This window comes from bacterium, assembly GCA_040753555.1.
Classification (GTDB): Bacteria; UBA9089; UBA9088; order UBA9088; family UBA9088; genus JBFLYE01.
Genome location: JBFMDZ010000008.1, coordinates 1 through 21,646, shown reverse-complemented (window position 1 = coordinate 21,646; position 21,646 = coordinate 1). Strand labels below are relative to the sequence as shown.

22 protein-coding genes are annotated in these 21,646 nt (G+C 36.7%); 19 read left to right on the top strand and 3 right to left on the bottom strand.

Annotated elements, in window-relative coordinates; translation table 11 throughout:
• The first annotated feature begins 74 nt into the window (after positions 1-74).
• The 19 genes from AB1630_01555 (at position 75) to AB1630_01465 (ending at position 19,879) form a co-directional block, all read left to right on the top strand.
• On the top strand, positions 75-467 hold the full coding sequence (locus AB1630_01555) for a CBS domain-containing protein (protein ID MEW6102496.1): 393 nt from the start codon (positions 75-77) through the stop codon (positions 465-467).
• A 77-nt stretch (positions 468-544) separates the two neighbouring features.
• Positions 545-1,048, top strand: a complete 504-nt coding sequence (locus AB1630_01550; GenBank protein ID MEW6102495.1) for an NAD(P)H-dependent oxidoreductase subunit E — start codon at positions 545-547, stop codon at positions 1,046-1,048.
• Positions 1,029-2,738 carry a NuoF family protein gene (locus AB1630_01545; GenBank protein ID MEW6102494.1) on the top strand — a complete coding sequence of 570 codons (1,710 nt, stop codon included), beginning with the start codon at positions 1,029-1,031 and terminating at the stop codon, positions 2,736-2,738. Before AB1630_01550 ends, AB1630_01545 begins: the two co-directional genes overlap by 20 nt.
• 33 nt (positions 2,739-2,771) lie before the next feature.
• A complete protein-coding gene (locus AB1630_01540) occupies positions 2,772-2,957 on the top strand; it encodes a hypothetical protein (GenBank protein MEW6102493.1) in 186 nt (61 codons plus the stop codon).
• Entirely contained in the window at positions 2,945-3,244 is a 300-nt protein-coding gene (locus tag AB1630_01535; GenBank protein MEW6102492.1) for a type II toxin-antitoxin system RelE/ParE family toxin, read from the top strand. Before AB1630_01540 ends, AB1630_01535 begins: the two co-directional genes overlap by 13 nt.
• Positions 3,245-3,248: 4 nt before the next feature.
• Entirely contained in the window at positions 3,249-4,832 is a 1,584-nt protein-coding gene (gene argS, locus AB1630_01530) for an arginine--tRNA ligase (GenBank protein MEW6102491.1), read from the top strand.
• Between the two features lie 51 nt (positions 4,833-4,883).
• The gene (gene folD / locus AB1630_01525) at positions 4,884-5,756 is read left to right on the top strand and encodes a bifunctional methylenetetrahydrofolate dehydrogenase/methenyltetrahydrofolate cyclohydrolase FolD (protein ID MEW6102490.1); all 873 of its coding nucleotides are present in this window, start codon (positions 4,884-4,886) and stop codon (positions 5,754-5,756) included.
• Positions 5,746-6,960, top strand: coding sequence for a S1 RNA-binding domain-containing protein (locus AB1630_01520; GenBank protein ID MEW6102489.1), 1,215 nt, complete (start codon positions 5,746-5,748; stop codon positions 6,958-6,960). The genes folD and AB1630_01520 overlap by 11 nt, the downstream gene beginning before the upstream one ends.
• Complete coding sequence (gene ispE, locus AB1630_01515) at positions 6,951-7,775, top strand: 4-(cytidine 5'-diphospho)-2-C-methyl-D-erythritol kinase (protein MEW6102488.1); 825 nt, start codon at positions 6,951-6,953, stop codon at positions 7,773-7,775. Before AB1630_01520 ends, ispE begins: the two co-directional genes overlap by 10 nt.
• Positions 7,772-8,782: a tRNA 2-thiouridine(34) synthase MnmA gene (gene mnmA, locus AB1630_01510; GenBank protein MEW6102487.1), complete on the top strand. Its 1,011-nt coding sequence runs from the start codon at positions 7,772-7,774 to the stop codon at positions 8,780-8,782. The genes ispE and mnmA overlap by 4 nt, the downstream gene beginning before the upstream one ends.
• Entirely contained in the window at positions 8,779-9,246 is a 468-nt protein-coding gene (gene folK / locus AB1630_01505; protein ID MEW6102486.1) for a 2-amino-4-hydroxy-6-hydroxymethyldihydropteridine diphosphokinase, read from the top strand. Before mnmA ends, folK begins: the two co-directional genes overlap by 4 nt.
• Positions 9,247-9,290: 44 nt before the next feature.
• Positions 9,291-10,073 (top strand): GAF domain-containing protein, encoded by a 783-nt coding sequence (locus AB1630_01500; GenBank protein ID MEW6102485.1) that lies wholly within the window; start codon positions 9,291-9,293, stop codon positions 10,071-10,073.
• Positions 10,070-10,234 (top strand): hypothetical protein, encoded by a 165-nt coding sequence (locus AB1630_01495; GenBank protein ID MEW6102484.1) that lies wholly within the window; start codon positions 10,070-10,072, stop codon positions 10,232-10,234. The genes AB1630_01500 and AB1630_01495 overlap by 4 nt, the downstream gene beginning before the upstream one ends.
• 14 nt (positions 10,235-10,248) lie before the next feature.
• On the top strand, positions 10,249-14,703 hold the full coding sequence (locus AB1630_01490) for a fibronectin type III domain-containing protein (protein MEW6102483.1): 4,455 nt from the start codon (positions 10,249-10,251) through the stop codon (positions 14,701-14,703).
• 5 nt (positions 14,704-14,708) lie between these two features.
• On the top strand, positions 14,709-15,668 hold the full coding sequence (locus AB1630_01485; protein ID MEW6102482.1) for a hypothetical protein: 960 nt from the start codon (positions 14,709-14,711) through the stop codon (positions 15,666-15,668).
• 41 nt (positions 15,669-15,709) lie between these two features.
• Positions 15,710-15,988: a hypothetical protein gene (locus AB1630_01480; protein ID MEW6102481.1), complete on the top strand. Its 279-nt coding sequence runs from the start codon at positions 15,710-15,712 to the stop codon at positions 15,986-15,988.
• Positions 15,989-16,018: 30 nt separating this feature from the next.
• Positions 16,019-17,518: a GAF domain-containing protein gene (locus tag AB1630_01475; GenBank protein MEW6102480.1), complete on the top strand. Its 1,500-nt coding sequence runs from the start codon at positions 16,019-16,021 to the stop codon at positions 17,516-17,518.
• 25 nt (positions 17,519-17,543) lie between these two features.
• A complete protein-coding gene (locus tag AB1630_01470) occupies positions 17,544-18,740 on the top strand; it encodes a PilT/PilU family type 4a pilus ATPase (GenBank protein MEW6102479.1) in 1,197 nt (398 codons plus the stop codon).
• Between the two features lie 2 nt (positions 18,741-18,742).
• Positions 18,743-19,879, top strand: a complete 1,137-nt coding sequence (locus AB1630_01465; protein ID MEW6102478.1) for a SpoIID/LytB domain-containing protein — start codon at positions 18,743-18,745, stop codon at positions 19,877-19,879.
• 2 nt (positions 19,880-19,881) lie between these two features.
• On the opposite strand, the gene tsaD is transcribed toward AB1630_01465, so the two are convergent.
• Genes tsaD through AB1630_01450 form a run of 3 tightly spaced genes read right to left on the bottom strand, consistent with a single transcriptional unit; the run spans position 19,882 to position 21,505 of the window.
• Positions 19,882-20,874, bottom strand: a complete 993-nt coding sequence (gene tsaD, locus AB1630_01460) for a tRNA (adenosine(37)-N6)-threonylcarbamoyltransferase complex transferase subunit TsaD (GenBank protein ID MEW6102477.1) — start codon at positions 20,872-20,874, stop codon at positions 19,882-19,884.
• A gap of 41 nt (positions 20,875-20,915) precedes the next feature.
• The gene (locus tag AB1630_01455) at positions 20,916-21,314 is read right to left on the bottom strand and encodes an aspartyl protease family protein (GenBank protein ID MEW6102476.1); all 399 of its coding nucleotides are present in this window, start codon (positions 21,312-21,314) and stop codon (positions 20,916-20,918) included.
• Entirely contained in the window at positions 21,311-21,505 is a 195-nt protein-coding gene (locus tag AB1630_01450) for a DUF5678 domain-containing protein (protein ID MEW6102475.1), read from the bottom strand. Before AB1630_01450 ends, AB1630_01455 begins: the two co-directional genes overlap by 4 nt.
• Positions 21,506-21,646: the final 141 nt, after the last annotated feature.

Genomic DNA, 21,646 nt, shown 5'->3' with positions numbered 1-21,646 from the left:
GTCAATATTTTTGTAAAAACTTGACAAAAAAGGGGAATTTGATTATTCTTTAAAAAATTCAGGAGGTTAAAGAAATGAAGGTTAAAGACATTATGACAAAGGGTGTGATAACCGTAGCAGATGAGTTATCTGTAAAGGAGGCAGCCTGTGTATTGGCTGAGTATGATATCTCAGGGATTATTGCGGTAAATGAAAGAAATGAATTTTCTGGAATCCTTTCAGAGATGGATATTGCAAGGGCATTTGGAAAAAACCTTGAAGATGTAAGGATTTCTGAAATTATGACAAAGCCTGTTATTACAATTGGAAAGGAAGAGGATGTAGAAAAGGCAGCAAGGATGATGGTAGAGAATAATATTCATCGCCTATTGGTTATAGATGAAGAAAAGGAAGAGAAAACAAGGCTTTTTTCCTCTGGGATAATCTCTTGCGGAGATATTGTAAAGGCAATTGCAGGAAAGAAGTAAAATTTACGGATTTTTAAGGAGAAAACTGATACCATCTTACAAAAGGTGAGTAGATACAGGCTTTTAGAATATAAACAATGGAAGACAAGGATAGAACAAGGCTTATTGAGATAATAGAGAAATTCAAAGAGGATGGGTTAATTTCTGTTCTTCAAAAGATACAGGATGTATTTAACTATCTTTCTCCTGAAACCATTGTTATGGTTTCTAAATATATGAAAATGCCCCTTTCAAAAATATATGGCGTTATCACATTTTATCACCATTTCTCCCTTAAGCCACGCGGAAAATATACTATAAGGGTCTGTAAAGGAACAGCCTGCCATGTTAAGGGAGGAGAGGAAAATTTAACAAGGATAAAGAGGCTTTTATCCATAAAAGAGGAAGAGGTATCAGAAGATTTTGTATGGGGTTTGGAAACAGTAGCCTGTGTTGGTGCTTGTGCTTTAGCCCCTGTTGTTATGATAAACGATGAATATTATGGCAAGATGAGCCTTCATAAAACAGAGCTAATTATTGACCATTATAAGGCAATAGAAAAGACAGGGGAGTATGTAAAATATGAAGATAAGGTCAGTTAATGAGCTTTCTGAATATAGGGAAAGGATTGTTAAATCCCACAATCCTAAAAAAACAACAATTTCCATTTGTAATGGCGCAGGATGCCTTGCATTGGGTGCAAAGACACTTTCAGAACTCTTTGAAAATGATGTAAAAAAAAGAAACCTTGATATAGAAATATTAAAAACAGGATGTCCAGGCTTTTGTGAAAAAGGGCCTTTGGTTACTATCTTTCCTCAAGGCATTTTCTATTCAAAGGTTACATCTGACGATGTCTCTTTAATTATTGATGAAACCATCATAAAAGGAAAGATAATTGACAGGCTTTTATACGAAGACCCAAATACAAAGGAAAAGATTAAAAAAGTCTCTGATGTCCCATTTTATAAGAAGCAAACAAGGAGGCTTCTCTCTTTAAATGATAAGATAGACCCAACAAATATTTCCCATTACATTCAATACAATGGCTATTCTGCCTTATCCCTTGCCCTCTTTATTCCTCAAGATGAAATCATAAAAGAGGTAAAGAAATCTGGCTTAAGGGGAAGGGGTGGTGGAGGATTTCCAACAGGGATGAAATGGGAGTTTCTTAAGAAAGAGAATGCTTCTGTAAAATACATTATATGCAATGCTGATGAGGGAGACCCTGGTGCATTTATGGATAGAGCCCTTATGGAGGGAAATCCCCATCTTATCCTGGAAGGGATGATAATAGGAGGTTATGCTACGGGTTCTACAGAGGGCTTTGTCTATGTTAGAACAGAATATCCCCTAGCCCTTAAGCACATCACAATTGCTATACAAGATGCAGAAAAATTGGGTTTTTTGGGTGAAAATATTCTAGGTTCTGGATTTTCTTTTAAAATAAAGGTAAGAGAGGGTGCTGGTGCATTTGTCTGCGGAGAGGAAACAGCCCTCATTGCATCTATTGAGGGAAAAAGGGGAATGCCAAGACCCCGTCCTCCATATCCTATAAAATCTGGGCTTTTTGGAAAGCCTACCCTAATAAATAATGTAGAGACATTCGTAAATATCCCTTATATCATCCAAAATGGAGGGGATGATTATGCAAAAATTGGAACAAAAACATCAAAGGGAACAAAGATATTTGCTTTGGCTGGAAAGGTTAAAAATACAGGCCTGGTTGAGGTTGCAATGGGTACAACCCTAAAAGAAATTATCTTTGAAATTGGTGGAGGGATTTTAGGGGAAAGGGAATTTAAGGCTGTTCAGCTTGGAGGACCTTCGGGAGGATGCTTATCTTCAAAAGACCTTGACATCGGTGTTGATTATGAAAGCCTGATTTTAAAAGGTGCGATGATGGGCTCAGGCGGAATGATTGTTATGGACGAGACAAATTGTATGGTTGAGCTTGCAAGATTCTTTATGGAATTTGTCCAGAATGAAAGTTGTGGAAAGTGTGTTCCCTGTCGGATTGGAACAAGAAAGATGCTTGATATTTTAACACGGCTAACCAAAGGGAAGGGAAAACAAGAGGACATTTTAGAGCTTAAGAGGCTTGCCAAGCTAATAAAAGAATCCTCCCTTTGCGGACTTGGTCAAACCGCACCCAATCCTGTCCTTTCAACAATAAATAATTTTCCAGAGGATTACAGGGTTCATATTGAAGAAAAATTCTGCCCTTTATGCAAGAGCAAGGGTGTATTTCCTGTCAGGCATTTCAAGCCAGAAGAGCCAAAAAAGGAATGACCATATTTTAATTGGAATGTAGGAGGTGATTAAATGCCAGGTATAAAGCAAGAGATTATTAGAATGATAGAGACATTGCCAGAAGAGATTGATTATGATGAAATTATGGCAAAGATATATTTTAAACAGAAACTTGATAATAGCTTAAAACAAATTGAAGAAGGAAGGATTGTCTCCCATAAAGAAGCAAAAAAAAGAATCTCTAAATGGATAAAGTAGAAAGGCTCATTTGGACAGAAGATGGAATAAAAAGCTTTGAAGATATTATTCAATATATTGCAAAAGATTCTTCTTACTATGCCAGCAATTTTGGAAGGAAGGTATTGGAATCCATTGAAAATCTAATGGAATTTCCAAAAATGGGAAGAATTGTTCCTGAATATAATAAACCCAACATAAGAGAGCTTATTTATCAGAATTATAGAATAGTGTATAGAATAGGAAAAAATATCATTTATATCTTGCTGATTATTCATGGAAGCAAAGAACTTCCAACAAATATTTAAATAAATGACCATAAAGGAAGAAATAGAGAAGGATATAAAAAAGGCTGTAGAAACATTTAACATAAAAGAGAAAATTCCAGAGATTAGGCTTGCCCCTTCATCAAAAGAGGAATATGGAGACCTTACAACAAACTTTTCCTTTATCCTTGCGGGCTCTCTTAAAATTAAACCAGAAAAAGCTGCAAATCTCCTCTTGGAAAAAATAGAAAGCCTCAATATTTCCAAAAAAGAGGTAATTGGAGGGTTTTTGAATATATGGATAAAGGATTCTGCTTTATATAAAGAAATTGATAAAATCAATGAGGATTTTGGAAGATTGTCAATTGGTGAAGGAAAAAGGGTTTTAATTGAATTTGTTAGTGCAAACCCAACAGGTCCATTGCATATAGGTCATGGAAGGGGTGCAGCATATGGAGATGCAATTGCAAGAATCCTTGAATTCTCTGGATTTTCTGTAAGCAGGGAATATTATGTCAACAATGTGGGAACACAGATTGAGCTGCTTGGAGAATCATTAAGGGCAAGATACCTTGATTTACCTATCCCAGAGAACGGCTATAAAGGTGATTATCTTATGGAGATTGCAAAGGAAATCAAAGAGGATGCAAAAGATAAGCCATTAGAATATTTCAAGGAATTTGCATATTCAAATATCCTTTCTGGAATTCAAAATGAGCTTTCAGATTTTGGTGTAGAATTTAATAGATTTGAGTATGAAAGCAATTTATACGATAGCAAAAAGGTGGACAATCTCCTTTCATTGTTAAAGGAGAATTCTTATGTAAAGGATGGTGCCCTGTGGCTTAAAACATCAAGCATCTCTGATTGTAAGGATAGGGTTCTTGTAAGGGGAAATGAAAGACCAACATATTTTGCCTCTGACCTTGCCTATCACAAGGAGAAATTTGAAAGGGGCTATAATCTTTTGATAGACTTATGGGGAACAGACCATCACGGCTATGTTGAAAGAATAAAATCCGGGCTTTCCCTTATGGAATATAACCCGGATATGCTTAAAATCATCCTCTATCAATTGGTAACCCTAAAGAGGGGAAAGGAGATTATATCTATGTCAACAAGGGCTGGTGAATTTATAACCTTAAAAAGTGTTATAGATGAGGTTGGAAGGGATGCAACCAGGTTTTTTCTTTTAACAAAAAAATCTGATACACACCTAGAATTTGACTTAGATCTTGCAAAGAAGGAATCGGCTGAAAACCCTGTTTATTACATCCAATACCTCCATGCAAGGACTTGCTCTATTTTAAGGGAGGCAGAGAAAAAAAATATCAGAAAAGAAAATCCAGATTATAGCCTTTTAACCCTAAAGGAGGAGCATAGGCTAATGACACACCTTTGTTTATTTCCTGATGAGGTAAAGGCATCAGCTATTTTCCTTGAGCCACACAGGATTGCAAATTATCTTATAGCCCTTGCTAGCATATTCCATAATTATTACCATCATTATAGGATTATATCAGACAACACAGAGCTTACAAAAGCAAGGCTCTTCCTTATAAATTGCTCAAGGATTGTTGCAAAAAATGGGCTTTATCTTCTTGGAATATCCGCTCCTTCTGTGATGTAATGTAAAAATTTCTTTACTTTTCTTGGCGTTATTGTATAAAATAGCAATAAAATGGCTGAAATAATAGATGGAAAGAAAATAGGAGAGGAAATAAGGGTTGAATTAAGGGAAAGGATTGAGAATCTAAAGAAAAAAGGGATTACACCTGGTCTTGCTACAATTCTTGTGGGAAATAATCCTGCATCCATTGTCTATGTCCGCAACAAAACATCTGCTTGTGAAAAATTGGGCATTTATTCAAGGCAATGTAATTTAGAGGAAAATGTATCCCAGGAAAAACTTATATCCACAATTTGTGAGTTAAATTCTGATTCTTCTATTCACGGCATCCTTGTTCAGCTTCCTCTTCCATCCCATATAAATGAAAATGTGGTTTTATCCGCTATCTCACCCGATAAGGATGTTGATGGTTTTCATTATTATAATGTTGGAAAATTCATATGTTGCAAGGATTTTCATAAAATGAAGGAGGATAAGCTTTTTCTTCCCTGTACACCATACGGAATTATGGAAATGCTTATAAGGTATGGCGTAAAAATAGAGGGGGCTAATGCTGTTGTTCTTGGAAGGTCAAATATTGTTGGAAAACCCATAGCCCTCCTTCTCCTTTCTGCTAATGCTACTGTTACAATATGCCATTCAAAGACAAAAAACCTCTCTGATGTTTGTAGAGGGGCTGATATATTGATAGCTGCCATAGGAAAGGCAGAATTTGTAAAAACTGACATGGTAAAAAATGGGGCTTGTGTTATTGATGTTGGAATAAACAGAATAGGTGAAAAGATTGTTGGCGATTGTGATTTTGAAGGGGTGTCTAAAAAGGCAGGGTTTATAACGCCTGTCCCTGGCGGTGTAGGTCCTATGACCATAACAATGCTTCTTGTCAATACAGTAATTTCTGCAGAAAAACAAAATGGAAAATGACATTATAAAAAGAGCAATAAAAGAGGTTGAGACAAAGATAACAAAGGGTGTTGAGAAAATAGAAAAGAAGAAAAAAGAAGAATATACATTCTACGAAAAGAGCCTTTTAAAGATAAATCCAGGAATTATTACTAAGGGAATCGTTGTTGGAAAAAGCAATGATGGGGTGCTTGTTTCTATTGGGTTAAAAGAGGAGGGAATAATTCCATTTAATGAATTATCTTTAAAGGAATTCAAAAGCCCTGATGATGTTGTCCAAACAGGGGATGAAATAGAGGTAATTGTTCTATCCAATAATAATGGGAGTTTTATCCTTTCAAAAAAGAGGGCAGATCTTAAAAATGCCCTAGATAAGATTCAAAATGCGTTTTCTAAGAATGAGGTTATTTCTGGAATGATTTCTTCCCAGGTAAAGGGAGGATTGGTTGTTGACCTTGGTATCCCTGGATTTATTCCTATCTCCCACATAAAAAAAGAGCCTATAAGGAACCTTGATTCATATGTTGGGAAGGAGGTTCGGCTTAAGGTTATTGAATTTGATAGAAAAAAGAAAGATGTTGTTCTCTCTTTGAAAAAGGTGGAGGAGGATGAGAAAAGAGAAAGAAAAGAAAGGCTTATCAATGAACTTTTGGAAGGAAAGATTGTTGCAGGAAAGGTTACAAAGCTTACAGATTTTGGTGCTTTTGTTGATATTGGAGGAATTGAAGGGCTTGTTCCAGTTTCTGAGCTTTCCTACAGAAAGATAAAGCATCCCAAAGATGTTTTAAAGAAGAGCGAAACAGTTTCCCTTGTTGTAATAAAGGTTGATAGAGAAAATAATAGGGTTTCTTTAAGCCTTAAGGATGCGATGTCTTCACCCTGGGAAACTATAAGGGAAAGGCTAGATATAGGTTCTGTAGTTTCTGGAAGGGTATCAAAGATAATGCCAAACTATGCTTTTGTAGAAATTGAAGATGTTGAAGGGTTTCTTCCAAAAAGGGAGATGGATAAAGAGGTATTAAGTGAAGGTCAAGAGATTGAAGTAAGAATAATAGAGCTTAATCCAGAAAAACAAAGGATGACCTTAAGCTTAAAGGGCATAAAAGAGGAGAACGAGGTAGAAAGATTCCTTGCCAACCAAAGAAAAGGTGGATTTACACTTTCTGAGATTTTAGAAAGCAAACCTACTAGGAGAAAGAACAAAAAGGAAAGTAAGTGGAGATAGAAGCTCCTGCCAAAATAAACCTCTCTTTAGTTATACAAGGAAAAAGGGATGATGGCTTTCATAATATAAAAACAATATTCCAGACAATAAGCCTCTTTGACAAGATAAAAATATTTCCATCCCCTGCATTAAGTGTTTCTTGCCAAGGTATTCCAGAAAAAGAAAACCTTGTGTATAAAGCAGCCATTTCCCTCCTTGAATATGCAAATTGCAAAAAGGGTGCAAAAATTGTAATTAAAAAGCATATTCCTATATCTGCTGGCATGGGTGGAGGTTCATCAAATTGTGCAGAATGCCTTCTTGCTTTAAATAGATTTTGGAATCTTTCCCTCTCCCTAAATGAATTAAAAAAAATAGGAGAAAATCTTGGGTCAGATGTCTGTTTTTTTCTTGAGAAAGGCACAGGGCTTGGAGAAGGAAGGGGAGAAAAGATTACAAGGCTTTCCTTAATCCCGAATTGTTTTTTTCTTCTTATCTTTTTTTCATTTAAGGTATCTACAAGGGAGGTGTATCAAAAAGTCAGGAGTCAAAAGACAAAAGAGAGAATAGAAAAAATGCTTTTGGCAATAAAAAATGGGGATATTTTTGGGATTGCAAAGAATTTACATAATTGTCTTGAATCTGTAACCATAAGAAAATATCCAGAGATTGGAAGAATGAAAGAATATCTTATAAAAGAGGGTGCATTGAATGCCCTAATGTCAGGTTCAGGGCCTACGGTATTTGGGATTTTTAACAAAAGAAAGGATATAGAGAGGATAAGAAAAAATCTTGCTTTATCTGGAATAAAGGCAAAGGTTGTAAAACCGATATGAAAAGCGTTCTTGTGGGAATGAGTGGTGGTATCGATTCCTCTGTTTGTGCCTATTTGCTTAAGGAAAAGGGATATAATGTGATTGGGATAATATTTAAGTTGTTTGAAGATGAAAATAGGTGTTGTGAAATAAGTGATGTAAAAAATATAGCATCTAAATTGGGAATTTCCCACTATGCTTTAGACATTAAAGATAGTTTTAAAACAATGGTAATTGATGAATTTGTAAAGGGCTATAAAAATGGAATAACGCCAAATCCCTGTATAATGTGCAATAAATATATAAAGTTTGAATTTCTCTTAAAAAAAGCTAAAGAATTAGATGTAGAATATATTGCAACAGGCCATTATGCAAGGATAGAAAATGGAAGGCTTAAAAAAGGGGTTGATAAAAGAAAGGACCAATCCTATTTCCTTTATCCAATAAAAGAGGAATATCTTAATTATATTCTAATGCCACTTGGATGCAGGGCAAAGGATGAGGTAATAAAAATTGCAAAGAAATTGGGATTTCCCATAAAAAAAGAGAGCAGCGAGATATGCTTTATCCCTGACAATGATTATAAAAGCTATCTTTTGGAAAAATGCAAAGATTTAGTAAAAGAAGGCCCTATTTTGGATAAGGAGGGAAATGTTTTAGGAACCCACAACGGAATTTCCTTTTTTACTATTGGACAGAGGGAGGGAATAGGAATTTCAGAAAAAAAGCCCCTTTATGTAATTGAAATAGCTAAAGATAAAAACGCTATTATTGTAGGAGAAGAAAAAGAGCTTTATAAAGATGAATTGACGGTAAAGGATATAAACCTTTTTTTTAATATAGACAAGCCTAGGAATGTATTTTGTAAAATAAGGTATAAAAATCCAGAATCAATGGCAATTATAAGGAAAATTGGTGAAGACAAAATAAGCGTAAAATTTGAAAAGCCCCAATTTGCCATTACAAAAGGTCAATCAGCTGTGTTTTACGATGGAGATATTGTTCTTGGTGGTGGTATAATAGAATGACAGCATTCCTCCTTTTGGGTTCAAATATTGGTGATAGAGAGGAAAATATTAAAAATGCCTTATCTCTTATTGGTAAAATAGAAGAAACATCCATAATTAGAACATCAAAAATTTACGAAACAGAGCCTTGGGGTTATAAAAATCAACCATTTTTCCTAAATTCTGCCACAAAGATAGAAACAGACCTTTCACCTCAAAATCTTCTTTTAGAACTTAAAAACATTGAAAAAATAATGGGAAGGAAAAAGACAAAAAGATATGGCCCAAGGATAATAGATATTGATATTCTCTTTTATGGAGACCTTATAATCAATGAGAAAGACCTCATTATTCCTCATAAGGAGCTTACAAATAGAAGATTTGCCCTTATCTGCCTTAAAGAAATAGCAGGTGAATTTATTCATCCAATACATAAAAAGACAATTAAAGAGCTTCTTTTAGGGTTTAATAATGAAAGACAATAAAACTTTTGCTTGCAAAAATATTATTTGTTTGGTAAAATAAAAAAATGGATAAAAGGATAGATGCATTAAATAAAATAAGCTCCTTAATGATTCTTTCGGCTCCTTTAGATGAGGTCCTTGAAAAGGTAATGAGCCTTACCCTGGAAATAACAGAAACAGATGCAGGCTCTCTTCTTTTAAAAGAAGGAAGGGAGCTTATCTTCAAAGTAGCAAAGGGAGAAAAGGCAGAGGAGGTTAAAAAATACAGGGTTCGTATTGGAGAAGGCATTGTTGGATATGTTGCAGAGTCTAAGGAAAGCCTTATTGTCCCTGATGTAAGCAAAGATGAGAGGTTTTATAAAAAGATAGCGGAGGATGTAAATTTCAAAACATACAACATTATGGCAACGCCCATTATCCTTGACGATAATCTTCTTGGTGTTATTGAGGTTATAAACAAGCTTGAAAAGGAGCCATTTACCAAAGATGACCTTGAGCTTTTAGAGACAATCTCACACTCTACCGCCCTTTTACTTTCCAACCATAGGCTTAAGGAGGAATTAGACTATAAGGCAAGGGCTTTAAGGACATTGGTTGATGTTGGGCTTGTTCTTAATGCCTGTCATAATATAAGGGAATTGCTTGACCTTTCAATGAGAATGGCAACAAAGGCAATGAATGCAGAGGCATCATCCTTAATGCTAATAGATGAAATAACGCAGGAACTTGTCTTTGAAGTAATAGAGGGAGAAAAGGGTCAGAAAATAAGGGAGATAAGGCTTGCACCAGGAGAGGGCATTGCAGGTTGGGTTGCACAAAGCAGAAAGCCATTGAATATATATATATGAAATTTCAAGATGAGCTCTCTTGCGGTATGGTAGACCCGCTTAATTTGGAAGCCATTACAATAGTAAACAAAAGAGGGTGTGTCGGCGGTAGACCTTGTTTTGCCGAAAAGAAAAATATTTCTTTACAAGAACCTGCTGTACTGCTTAAAATATTTTTTTAATGAAGAAAAGTTGAATGAGGTTTAATTTATTGATTATAGGTTTTCTTATTTTTCCCCTTTCTCTTTTCTCTTATGAAAAAGGAAGGTGGGAGAAAGTAATAGAAAAAGGGGGATATTTAAAAAAATATAAGCCTATTTCCAAGTCTATCCCGCAAGAACAAGAAGAAGATCCAAAAACCTCTATTAAAGTAGCCCCCCTTGGCATTCTCTCTGGCTGGACAACAATTATGACAGAGGGTTTTGAAGGGTCATTCCCTCCTTACGGTAGTTTATGGGAGGTCTTTGATAATGATGGCTCTACAAATGGTGAGTATTACTGGGATGACACAAATTACAAGTCCTATTCAGGTGGATGGAGTGCCTGGTGTGCAAAGGGTGGAGCAGATGGGCTTAATCCTGCATATAACAGCTATCCCAATAATTGCAAGTCCTGGATGACCTATGGTCCTTTTAGCCTTGCTGATGCAACTTCTGCAAAGCTTTCTTTTTATTTCTGGAATAAGTCAGAATCAGGATATGATAAGCTTTATTGGATGGCATCCATTGATGATTATAATTATTATGGAGGTAGTATAAGTGGAGATGGGGGTGATACTTGGCATTACCAAGAATTTGACCTGACAAATGTTCCTACATTAGGCAACCTTTGTGGGAAGTCTCAAGTATGGATTGCCTTTGCCTTTGAAAGCGATAGCTCTATAACCGAGAAAGGCGCATTTTTAGACGATATTGTTTTACAGAAATATGTAGCTTCATCAGGAGATGCTTGGGATCCTACTGATAATACACCATCTGGTGCTAGTTTGCTTATTCCTACCACTACAGAACAATCCCATGGGCCTCATACACTTAGTTCTTCTGACCAATATGATTGGTATAAAATCTATATGACCTCTGGAATCACCTATAACTTCAATACCAGGGGTGGCTCGGGTGATAACTATGGCGAGCTTTACAATGGACCAGGGGATAGCTACACAAGGGTAGCCTATGACGATGATTCAGGAGGTAGTTCACAATTCAGCTTTTCTTATCAAGCAGGCTCTACTCAATACTATTATCTAAGGGTAAGGGCATACTCTTTAGGCAGTAGCTGGTCAGGCTATCTTAAGTATTCCTATACAGGTGGAACACCACCCTCTGCCCCAACAAATCTTACCGCTACCCCTGTTTCTTCTTCCCAGATAAACCTATCCTGGACAGACAACTCAAACAATGAAACAGGCTTTAAGCTAGAGAGAAAAACAGGGGCAAATGGTGTCTATTCCCAGATTGCAACCCCTGCTGCAAATGCTACAAGCTATCAAGATACAGGACTTTCTCCAAATACAACATATTATTACAGAATAAGGGCATACAATAGCTATGGCGATTCTGCATATTGCCCTGAAGCCAATGCAACCACAAAGGACGCCTGGGATCCAACCGATGATACATCAAATGGTGCAACCCTTCTTACTCCTACAACAACAAATCAATCTCAGGGTCTACATACGCTCTCTCCCTATGACAAATATGATTGGTATAAGATAAATATGACCCAAGGCCTTACCTATTACTTTAATACCATTGGTGGCTCGGGCGATAACTATGGCGAGCTTTATAATGATCTTGCTGGCACAAATAGGGTAGCCTATAATGATGATAGTGGAGGAAACTATCAATTTAGCTTTTCATATCAAGCCTCCTCAAGCCAGCCCTATTACCTTAGAGTAAGAAGATATTCTCAAGATAGCAATTCTGCAACCTGGTCAGGCAATCTCAATTATTACTATACTGGCGGAATCCCTCCTCAGGCACCCACAAACCTTTCGGCAAATCCGGTTTCTTCTTCCCAAATCAACCTCTCGTGGCAAAATAATGCAAACAATGAAACAGGGTTTAAGCTAGAAAGAAGTATTTCTTCCTCACCTTTTGTCCAAATTGCTACCCTAACGGCAAACACTACATCATTTCAGGATACAAACCTTACCTCAAATATTATCTATACATATCAGATAAGGGCTTACAATAACTCTGGCAATTCTGCTTATTCTAACCCAGTTTCATCCGCACCATATGCAGCAGGTCAGGTTCAAGGGGTAATCCTTTCTGTAGATGGCAATAGTATTCCTTCCACAAGACCTTTTAGGGATGAATATCTTAGAATAGGTGCAACCCAGTTTACCACAGACAGCCAAGGTCAATATTCAGCAAGCATCTCGGGGGATATAAACTCCTCCCTGCAAGGTCCATATGTTAATGCGATAAACGACCAAGGACCTAGTGCATCTTATGGACCAACCAGAACAACAAGCTGGGTATGGAATTATCCGGTTGACTTGCCTGTTCCCAATGTCAACAACAACTTTGATGAGGTAAATGTATTTTATCATGTAAATAATGTGCATAATTGGTTTAGAAGTCTTAATGTGGGAAATTTTACCATTATGGATTTTCAGATGAATACAAGGGTACATTATGGAAATAATTGGCCCAATGCCGGGTATGATTGGCAAAACAATCGGTTACTTTTTGGCCACGGCGATGCCCATATTGGAGGTGACACAAGAGACACTGCCAAAGCTTCTGAGGTAATTTATCATGAATATGGACATGGAATAGTATTTCAGTTAATAGGATTTTTTGGTGGCGCAAATGACCAAACAATTGCTTTACATGAAGCATACGCTGACTATATTGCTTATACCCTTACTGGAGATTCCCAAATTGGAGAATGGGTATTTCTCAATAATGCTAATAGAAGAAATCTAAACAATAATCTGACTCGTCAAAACTATAACAGCAACGATCCCCATTTCTCCTCCCAGATATTTTCAGGTGGGCTTTTTAGAATGAGAAATGCTTTAGGCCAATCTGTAGCTGATAGGTTGGTAATCCAAAGCTTAGGAATACTATCTATGGTTTCAGGTCCAAGCCTTCCCCATTTTTCAGAAAGGCTTCATTCAATTATCTGGGCTGACCAACAACTTTATGGTGGCGTAAATGCTTCTACAATCCGAAATGCCTTTTCTGCTCATAATATTACCGATATCCCATTTGCACCAACAAACCTTGTTGCAACTGCTATTTCTCCTACACAAATAAACTTATCCTGGACAGACAATGCTTATAATGAAGACGCTTTTATAATCTATAGAAAGGTGTCAGGAGATTCTTATGTCCAAATTGGAACAGTAGGAGCTAATGCTATATCATACCCAGACAGGGGACTTTCTTCTAATACTACCTATTATTACACTGTTTATGCATTCAATACTTATGGTTTTGTCCCTTCCAATGAAGCGCAGGGAACAACACCAGGACCTCCAAACCCTCCCTCAAACCTCTCTGCAACTCCTGTTTCTTCTTCCCAGATAAACCTATCCTGGACAGATAACTCAAACAATGAAACAGGCTTTAAGCTAGAGAGAAAAACAGGGGCAAATGGTGTCTATTCCCAGATTGCAACCCCTGGTGCAAATGCTACAAGCTATCAAGATACAGGGCTTTCTCCAAACACAACATATTATTACAGAATAAGGGCATATAACAGCTATGGCGATTCTAATTATTCTAATGAAGCCAATGCAACTACCCAAGGGGGTGCCCAAGTTATTTATTTAGACAACTTTGACGATGGCAATATCTCAGATTGGGAAAGACAGGCAGGAACAAATCTATGGCATATAGAGGGAAACTCAAACCATTCTCCACCCTATAGTGTTGCCTATAATAATGGAATAAATTATAATACGGGTCAAACAAACTCAGGTTGGATTACATCCCCAAATATAAATCTTCAAGGAAAAACAGGAAATATTACATTGAATCTTTGGACAAAATGGCAACATGAATCTTATCCTTATGGAGACTATGACAATATGAAGATTGAAGTAACCAACAACAATGGTGCTACCTGGAATAGAATCTTTTACAATGATTGCAATGAAGGGCCCTCACAAACAAACTGGCATGAAGAAACCTTTAATATCTCATCCATTGCTTCTGATAAAATCATAAGAATAAGATTTTCCTTTAACACCATAGATAGGCTTTACAACAATTTCTTTGGCTGGTATATTGATGATGTAAAGATAGTCTATAACCCATCTTTGTCCTTCTCTAAATTTAGTGAGGTAGAGCATATAGATGAACCTTCACCTCCTCGCCAATTAGCTCCAAAAGAAACAAAGATTCTTCAATCCTTTCCAAACCCAGCAAATGATAAAGCCTATTTCCCATTTGAGCTTTCAGAAGATTCAGAGGTTAGAATAACCATTTATAATATATTAGGTCAGAAAATAAAAGAATTAAATTTAGGAGAAAAATCTGCTGGTTATTATAATACATCCTCGGGAATTACCCAAGCACCATTATGGGAGGTTAAAGATATATCCTCTGGATTGTATTTCTATAAGGTAGAGATAAAAACAAAGAGTGGTAAAGAATATACCACAATAAAGAATATGGTAATAAATAGGAGGTGAAAAAGATGAAAAGGTTTATTACTTTATTGATGTTCGGTGTTAATCTTTGGGCAATTGTAGACCCAGGCCCTGCTTATAAATATAAACCCATCTGGATACCACCAGATGAAGGAACATCAACAACAAGGATATTAAGCATTGAGGAGCAAAAAAGAAAAGAAGCCCTAAACAAGAAATTCCAAAATAGATTCCCTGAATACACCCTTTCTTTTGATAGCTATGGTGTCCTAAAGGAGATATTTGCATTGGCAAACGACAGGTTTATAAAGAATCCTATATTTACAGGAACATATACTATAGAAAGTCTATTCTCAGAATTCAAAGACCTATTTGGCATAGGAACAGAATGTTTATATAATACTATTGGCATAAGAAGCCCGAATTGTTTCTTGGGAACTTTGTGTCCAGGATTGGGCTGTCCACATCATGAATATTTCTATAGAGGCCTTCCTGTAATTAAAGACAATAGAGAATTTGTAAATAATTCTTCTTATCCCACTTCTCCCAATTGGATATGGTATTCAGACGAAAGAGGATTGGGAACAGCTACTTGGTCTCTTACGGTAAATTATCCATATGAAATTAAGGATATGGATATTACCCCAACCATAACGGGCACGCAGGCATTTGAGGTAGCAATAGATGATCTTGATGTAAACTTTAGAAAATACAATTCTAATTACAAATCTATTTATGAACTTTATGATCCAGCCAAGAGAGGTTTTTCTAAATCCTTTTCTGAGGAGCTTGAGCTACTTCGCAATTCAAAAAAGAGGGGCCTCTCTGGAAGAAATCTTGAAACATATACTATAACCAAATATGGAATAGCAGAGCTTTGTATCTTGATTCATCAAAACCTAAAGCCTTATTTGGCTTGGAAAATTTGGCTTCCCAGAGGGTGGGAATATTACATTGACGCCAAAAGGGGAAAGGTATTATATGGATATTGTGCAGGTTTGTTCTAGCAGGAAGGCTAAAGAATATGGTAATAAATAGGAGGTGAAAAATGAAAAGAATTATCCTTATCTTGCTAATAGCCTTTAATCTTCAAGCATTTTGGGGAATAAAGAAGGGTTCTTTAAACAAAGAAAGGCCCAAAGAGATTAGTGAAGAAGCAAAAGGCACAGAAACCCAGGAGGTAATAGGCACTGAAACCTTACCCTTTCCTAAAGGCAGATGGGATAAAAGGGAAGAGAAAGGAGGAGTTATGCTAAGAAAAAATAGATCCTCTTTCCCAAAAACTATTCAAAATGATGATCTTAAGAAGCCAATTTTATCTAAATAAAGCTCATTTTGAACTTTCTGAATTAAAAAAATGGATAAAAGGATAGATGCATTAAATAAAATAAGCTCCTTAATGGTTCTTTCTGCCCCTTTAGATGAGGTCCTTGAAAAGGTAATGAGCCTTACCTTAGAAATAACAGAAACAGATGCAGGTTCTCTCCTTTTAGTAGAAGGAAGAGAGCTTATTTTTAAAGTAGCAAAGGGAGAAAAGGCAGAGGAGGTTAAAAAATACAGGGTTCGTATTGGAGAAGGCATTGTAGGTTATGTTGCAGAGTCTAAGGAAAGCCTTATTGTCCCTGATGTAAGCAAGGATGAGAGGTTTTATAAAAAGATAGCGGAGGATGTAAATTTCAAAACATACAACATTATGGCAACGCCCATTATCCTTGACGATAATCTTCTTGGTGTTATTGAGGTTATAAACAAGCTTGAAAAGGAGCCATTTACCAAAGATGACCTTGAGCTTTTAGAGACAATCTCACACTCTACCGCCCTTTTACTTTCCAACCATAGGCTTAAGGAGGAATTAGACTATAAGGCAAGGGCTTTAAGGACATTGGTTGATGTTGGGCTTGTTCTTAATGCCTGTCATAATATAAGGGAATTGCTTGACCTTTCAATGAGAATGGCAACAAAGGCAATGAATGCAGAGGCATCATCCTTAATGCTAATAGATGAAATAACGCAGGAACTTGTCTTTGAGGTTATAGAGGGAGAAAAGGGTCAGAAAATAAGGGAGATAAGGCTTGCACCAGGAGAGGGCATTGCAGGTTGGGTTGCACAAAATAACAAGCCATTGGTTATAAAAGATGTAAGCAAAGACGAAAGGTTTGCCTCCCACATTGACCAGACAAGTGGATTTAAGACAAAATCCATTATAGCCGCACCTTTAAAGGGAAAGACAAAAACAATTGGGGTAATAGAGGCTATAAATAAAATAGATAAACCCTGCTTTGATGAGGCTGAAATAGAATTTTTTACCCTTCTAGCAAATCAGGTAGCATTAGCAATTGAAAATGCAAGGCTTTATTCATACATATTTGGAGGAGAGCCGGAAAAGGAGGAAAAAGCTGTTAAAGAGGAAGCTCCGAAAAGGTTAATTGGCCAGGTTCTTAAGGAATTTAATCTAATAACAGAAGAACACCTTCAAAAGGCACTCCATCTTCAAAAATACCTTCCGGTAAAGAAAAAGGTTGGAGAGGTATTGGTTGAAGATTTAGGTGTTTTAACAGAGGATGCCCTAAATTGTGCTTTGTCTCATCAATTAGATATCCCATATGTAACCCTTACACTAACAATGATAGACAAAGAGGCTGCAAGTTTGCTTCCCCTTGATTTTATGAGGAAATATTTTGTCCTCCCCATTATGAAATTTGAACAGGAGCTTTCTGTTGTTATGGCAGATCCCCTTGACCTTAATTGTATAATGGAAATGGAAAAGATGACAAATTGTGAAATAAAGCCATCATTAGGCACAAAAAGAAACATCGTTGATATGATTAATGGCTTGTTTGGAAAGGAAGAAACATAGAATTTAAGATTTAGAATTTAAGATTATGTATGAAATATCTGACCTTTTAATAATGTGCAAGGAGAAGGGAGCATCTGATCTTCATCTATCAGCTGGTTCTTATCCCCTTTTAAGAATTCATGGTGCACTTATCCCTGTAGACAATGAAATTTATAAGAAAGATAGGATTCATGAGATGATATATGAAATTCTAACAGATGAAAGAAAGGCTCAATTTGAAGAAAAACATGAGATAGACTTTGCCATTGAACTATCTGAGATTGGAAGGTTTAGGGTTAATGCATTTTGTCAAAGGAGGGGAGAGAGTGCGGCATTTAGAATTATTCCTACAAAGATAAAAACCCTTGAGGAGCTAGGCCTTCCTCCTGTTTGCACAAGCCTTTCTCGTTCCAAAAAGGGGCTCATCCTTGTTACAGGACCAACAGGCTCTGGAAAATCAACAACTTTGGCATCTATGGTTGATATTGTCAATTCTGAAAGGGAAGACCATATACTAACCATTGAAGACCCAATTGAGTTTGTCCATGAGAATAAAAAATGCCTTGTCAATCAAAGGGAGGTTGGTCCCCATACAAATTCCTTTGCCATTGCCTTAAGGAGTGCATTAAGGGAAGACCCTGATGTTATTCTTGTTGGTGAGATGAGAGACCTAGAAACAATCCAAATGGCATTAACAGCCGCAGAGACAGGACATGTTGTCTTTGCAACATTGCATACAAATTCAGCTCCACAAACAATTGATAGAATTGTTGATGTATTTCCACCACACCAGCAACAGCAAATAAGGACACAGCTTTCAGAGGCTTTGGTTGCTGTTATATCACAAACCCTTATACAAACAGTGGATGGAAAGGGAAGGGTTGTTGCCTGTGAGATTATGGTGGCAACATCTGCCATAAGGAATCTTATAAGGGAAGGAAAGACCCATCAAATGCCATCAATAATCCAGACAGGAGCAAAGGATGGGATGCAATCAATGGACCAATGCCTGAAGATGCTTGTAATGAAAAACAAGATAACAAGGGAGGATGCATACCTTAGGGCAATTGACAAGGCAAGCTTTGGTATGGCGCCTCCTACAACACAGGCAAGACCAATGGAGCAGCCTCAAAGGCCAGCGCCAAGCCCGACTCCTGGTGTGCCCCCATCTTCTTCTATCCAAAGACCATCAATCAATATACCTGGTATGCCCCCATCTTCTTCTGCTCAAAGACCTATCTAAAATTGCAAATTGAAACAGGTTTTAAAAATTTAAAATTTAAAATTTACAATTTAAAATTTACAATCCTCTTTCTTCTTCTGTCATTATCTGTCTTTCCCTTTGATATAAGGGTTTGTGTTGCAAAGGAAAAGAATCTTGTTGTTTCTTCTTCTGGATACTATGAAATATCTAGCCCTAATGGAAAAATTATAAGAAGATATGAAACCCCTCTCTCTTTAGAAGCAATTGGAGGTCTTATAAAAATAGAAGGCTATGAGCCTTTTTATCCACCCATTATTATAGAGCCAATAAATTCACATATTATAATTGGAAAAAGAAGGTATAGGGGGAATATAGAAATAAATGTAGCTAATGGTATTCTTCTTGCTATTAACACCATTGACATTGAGCAATACCTTTATGGCCTTATTAAGATGGAAATAAACCCAGACTGGCCATATGAAACATTAAAGGCACAGGCTATTATTGCAAGGACATTTGTCTATAGAAACCTTGGAAAGCATAGGAAAGAAGGCTTTGACCTTTGCAATTCTGTTCATTGCCAGGTCTATGCTGGAATGAATGCTGAGGATGAAAGGGCGATAAAGGCGGTGGATGAGACAAAAGGAGAGCTTCTTTATTATGGAGACGAGCTTGCCTTTTGTTATTACCATTCAGTCTGCGGTGGAAAAACAGGCGATTCTGCCTATACCTGGGAGGGAGGAAAAAAGATTCCATATCTTTCTGGTGTAATCTGCCCATATTGCACAAAAGCCCCACACTACCATTGGAGGGCAAACATTAAATTAGTTGATATTGAAAAAAGGCTTAATATTGGAAAGATATATTCAATAAGCAAATACCCAAAAAATGGGAGGCTAGAAAAGGTAATCATAAAACACTCTAAGGGAGAATATAAAATGGTGGGTTCTCAATTTAGAAGGCTATTTGGAGAAAATTTTATAAGAAGCACATTTTTTGATATAGAACAAAGAAAGGATTCTATTTTACTTACAGGAAGGGGCTATGGACATGGTGTAGGCTTATGCCAATGGGGAGCAAAAAGAATGGGAGAGCTTGGTTTTTCTAAATCTGAAATCCTTTCATTCTATTTCCCAGGATGCGAGATAAAGACAATAGAGGAAAAAGATGATTTGTAAATTTAGGGATTTAGAATAATATTTGGCTCAGAAGATATAGAAAGACAAGAGGGAGGCTCGCCATTTTTAATCTTTCTTAAAAGGCAAGCGCCTATCATTGCACCATTATCTGTGCATAGCCTTTTTGATGGAAAGAATATAGGGATTTTTCTTTCTTTCCCCTCTATTTCCATTTTTTCCCTAAGCAGGGTATTACAGGCAACACCACCGCCCAAGACAATGCTCTTTGCATCCTTGTGAGAGAGAGCCTCAAAAACCTTAATTATCAAAGCGCCTATTGCAGCCTCTTGAAAGCTACAAGCAACATCTTCTTTTGAGCAATTTGGATTATCCCTTAAATAATAAAAAACAGCGGTTTTAATCCCTGAAAAGCTAAAATCAAACCCCTCTTTCTTTATTTTGGCAATGGGGAATTTTATACATGGCTTTCCCTTTTTGGAAACCTCATCTATTATTGGTCCTCCAGGAAATGAATACCCAAGCATCCTTGCTACCTTATCAAATGCCTCACCAGCCGCATCATCAAGGGTTCTTCCTAATGTTTCGTATATCCCCCAATCCTTGATATAAACAAGCTCAGTATGACCACCTGAAACGATAAGCCCTATTGCAGGAAGGGGGATATTTCTATTTTCAATCAAAGGAAGGGAGAGATGTCCATCAAGATGGTTTATTCCATATAATGGAACATTTAAAGAGATGCTTAATCCCTTTGCAAATGAAAGACCGACAAGGAGCGAACCAATAAGACCTGGCCCATATGTTACACCAATTGCCTTAATATCACTAATTTTAATATTGGCATCGGAAATTGCTCTGTCAAATACCTCTCTTATCCTTTCAAGATGTGCTCGGGAGGCAAGCTCTGGAAAAACCCCTCCCCATTCCCTATGAATTTCATCTTGAGAAAATATAACGCAGGAGAGAAGGTTATAATTCTCATCAATTACAGCAATGCTTGTTTCATCACAAGATGTTTCAATGCCAAGGAACATTCATCCTCAATCATTTACCAAAGTCAATAATCTTCAATGAATTATTCTTCAAAATCTATCCAGCCTTTCTTTTCATTAAAGATTATACAAAACTTGTTGAATATATCCGTCCTTCCCATTAACATTGGAACTTCCTCTATTAGTGCCCAGGCAATTTTTACCTTCAGACTTTTATTATTTAATACAAGGGTAGTTTCCTTAATAATATAGGGAATGCCTGCACCTGAGATGCCTTTTATCTCCCTAATAACATCCCCTTTTTCTTGTTTAAATCCAAGGGCTTTCCCAAACCGATATGGAATCATAGAAATATCAGCTCCAGAATCTATGTACATTGATACCTCTACTCTACATTCATCTTGTTCCAACACCGCATCAGCCACAGGTCGTAAAATTATTCCTAAACTACTTTCCTCTTCCTTAAATTCGTATCTAATCATAAAACCAACATCCTTTCGTCGGGAACTTTAGCCACAAAAGGAGTCTTATCAGGATATTTTTGTCTTGCTGCCTGAAGCATATTTTCTATATCCTCTCCCTTATCTACTACTTTTCCATCCACAATAACTACATACTTATTTTGAAGTCCTCTTTTATCCAGTTTAAGATATGCCTCAAAATTCTTTGTCATTTTTAAAATTATATCAAAAAATTATAATCCTCGTCAATTACAGCAATGCTTGTTTCATCGCAAGATGTTTCAATGCCAAGGAACATTATGAAATAAGCACCAAAGGCTGGCCATATTCAACTGGAAATCCCTCCTTTACCA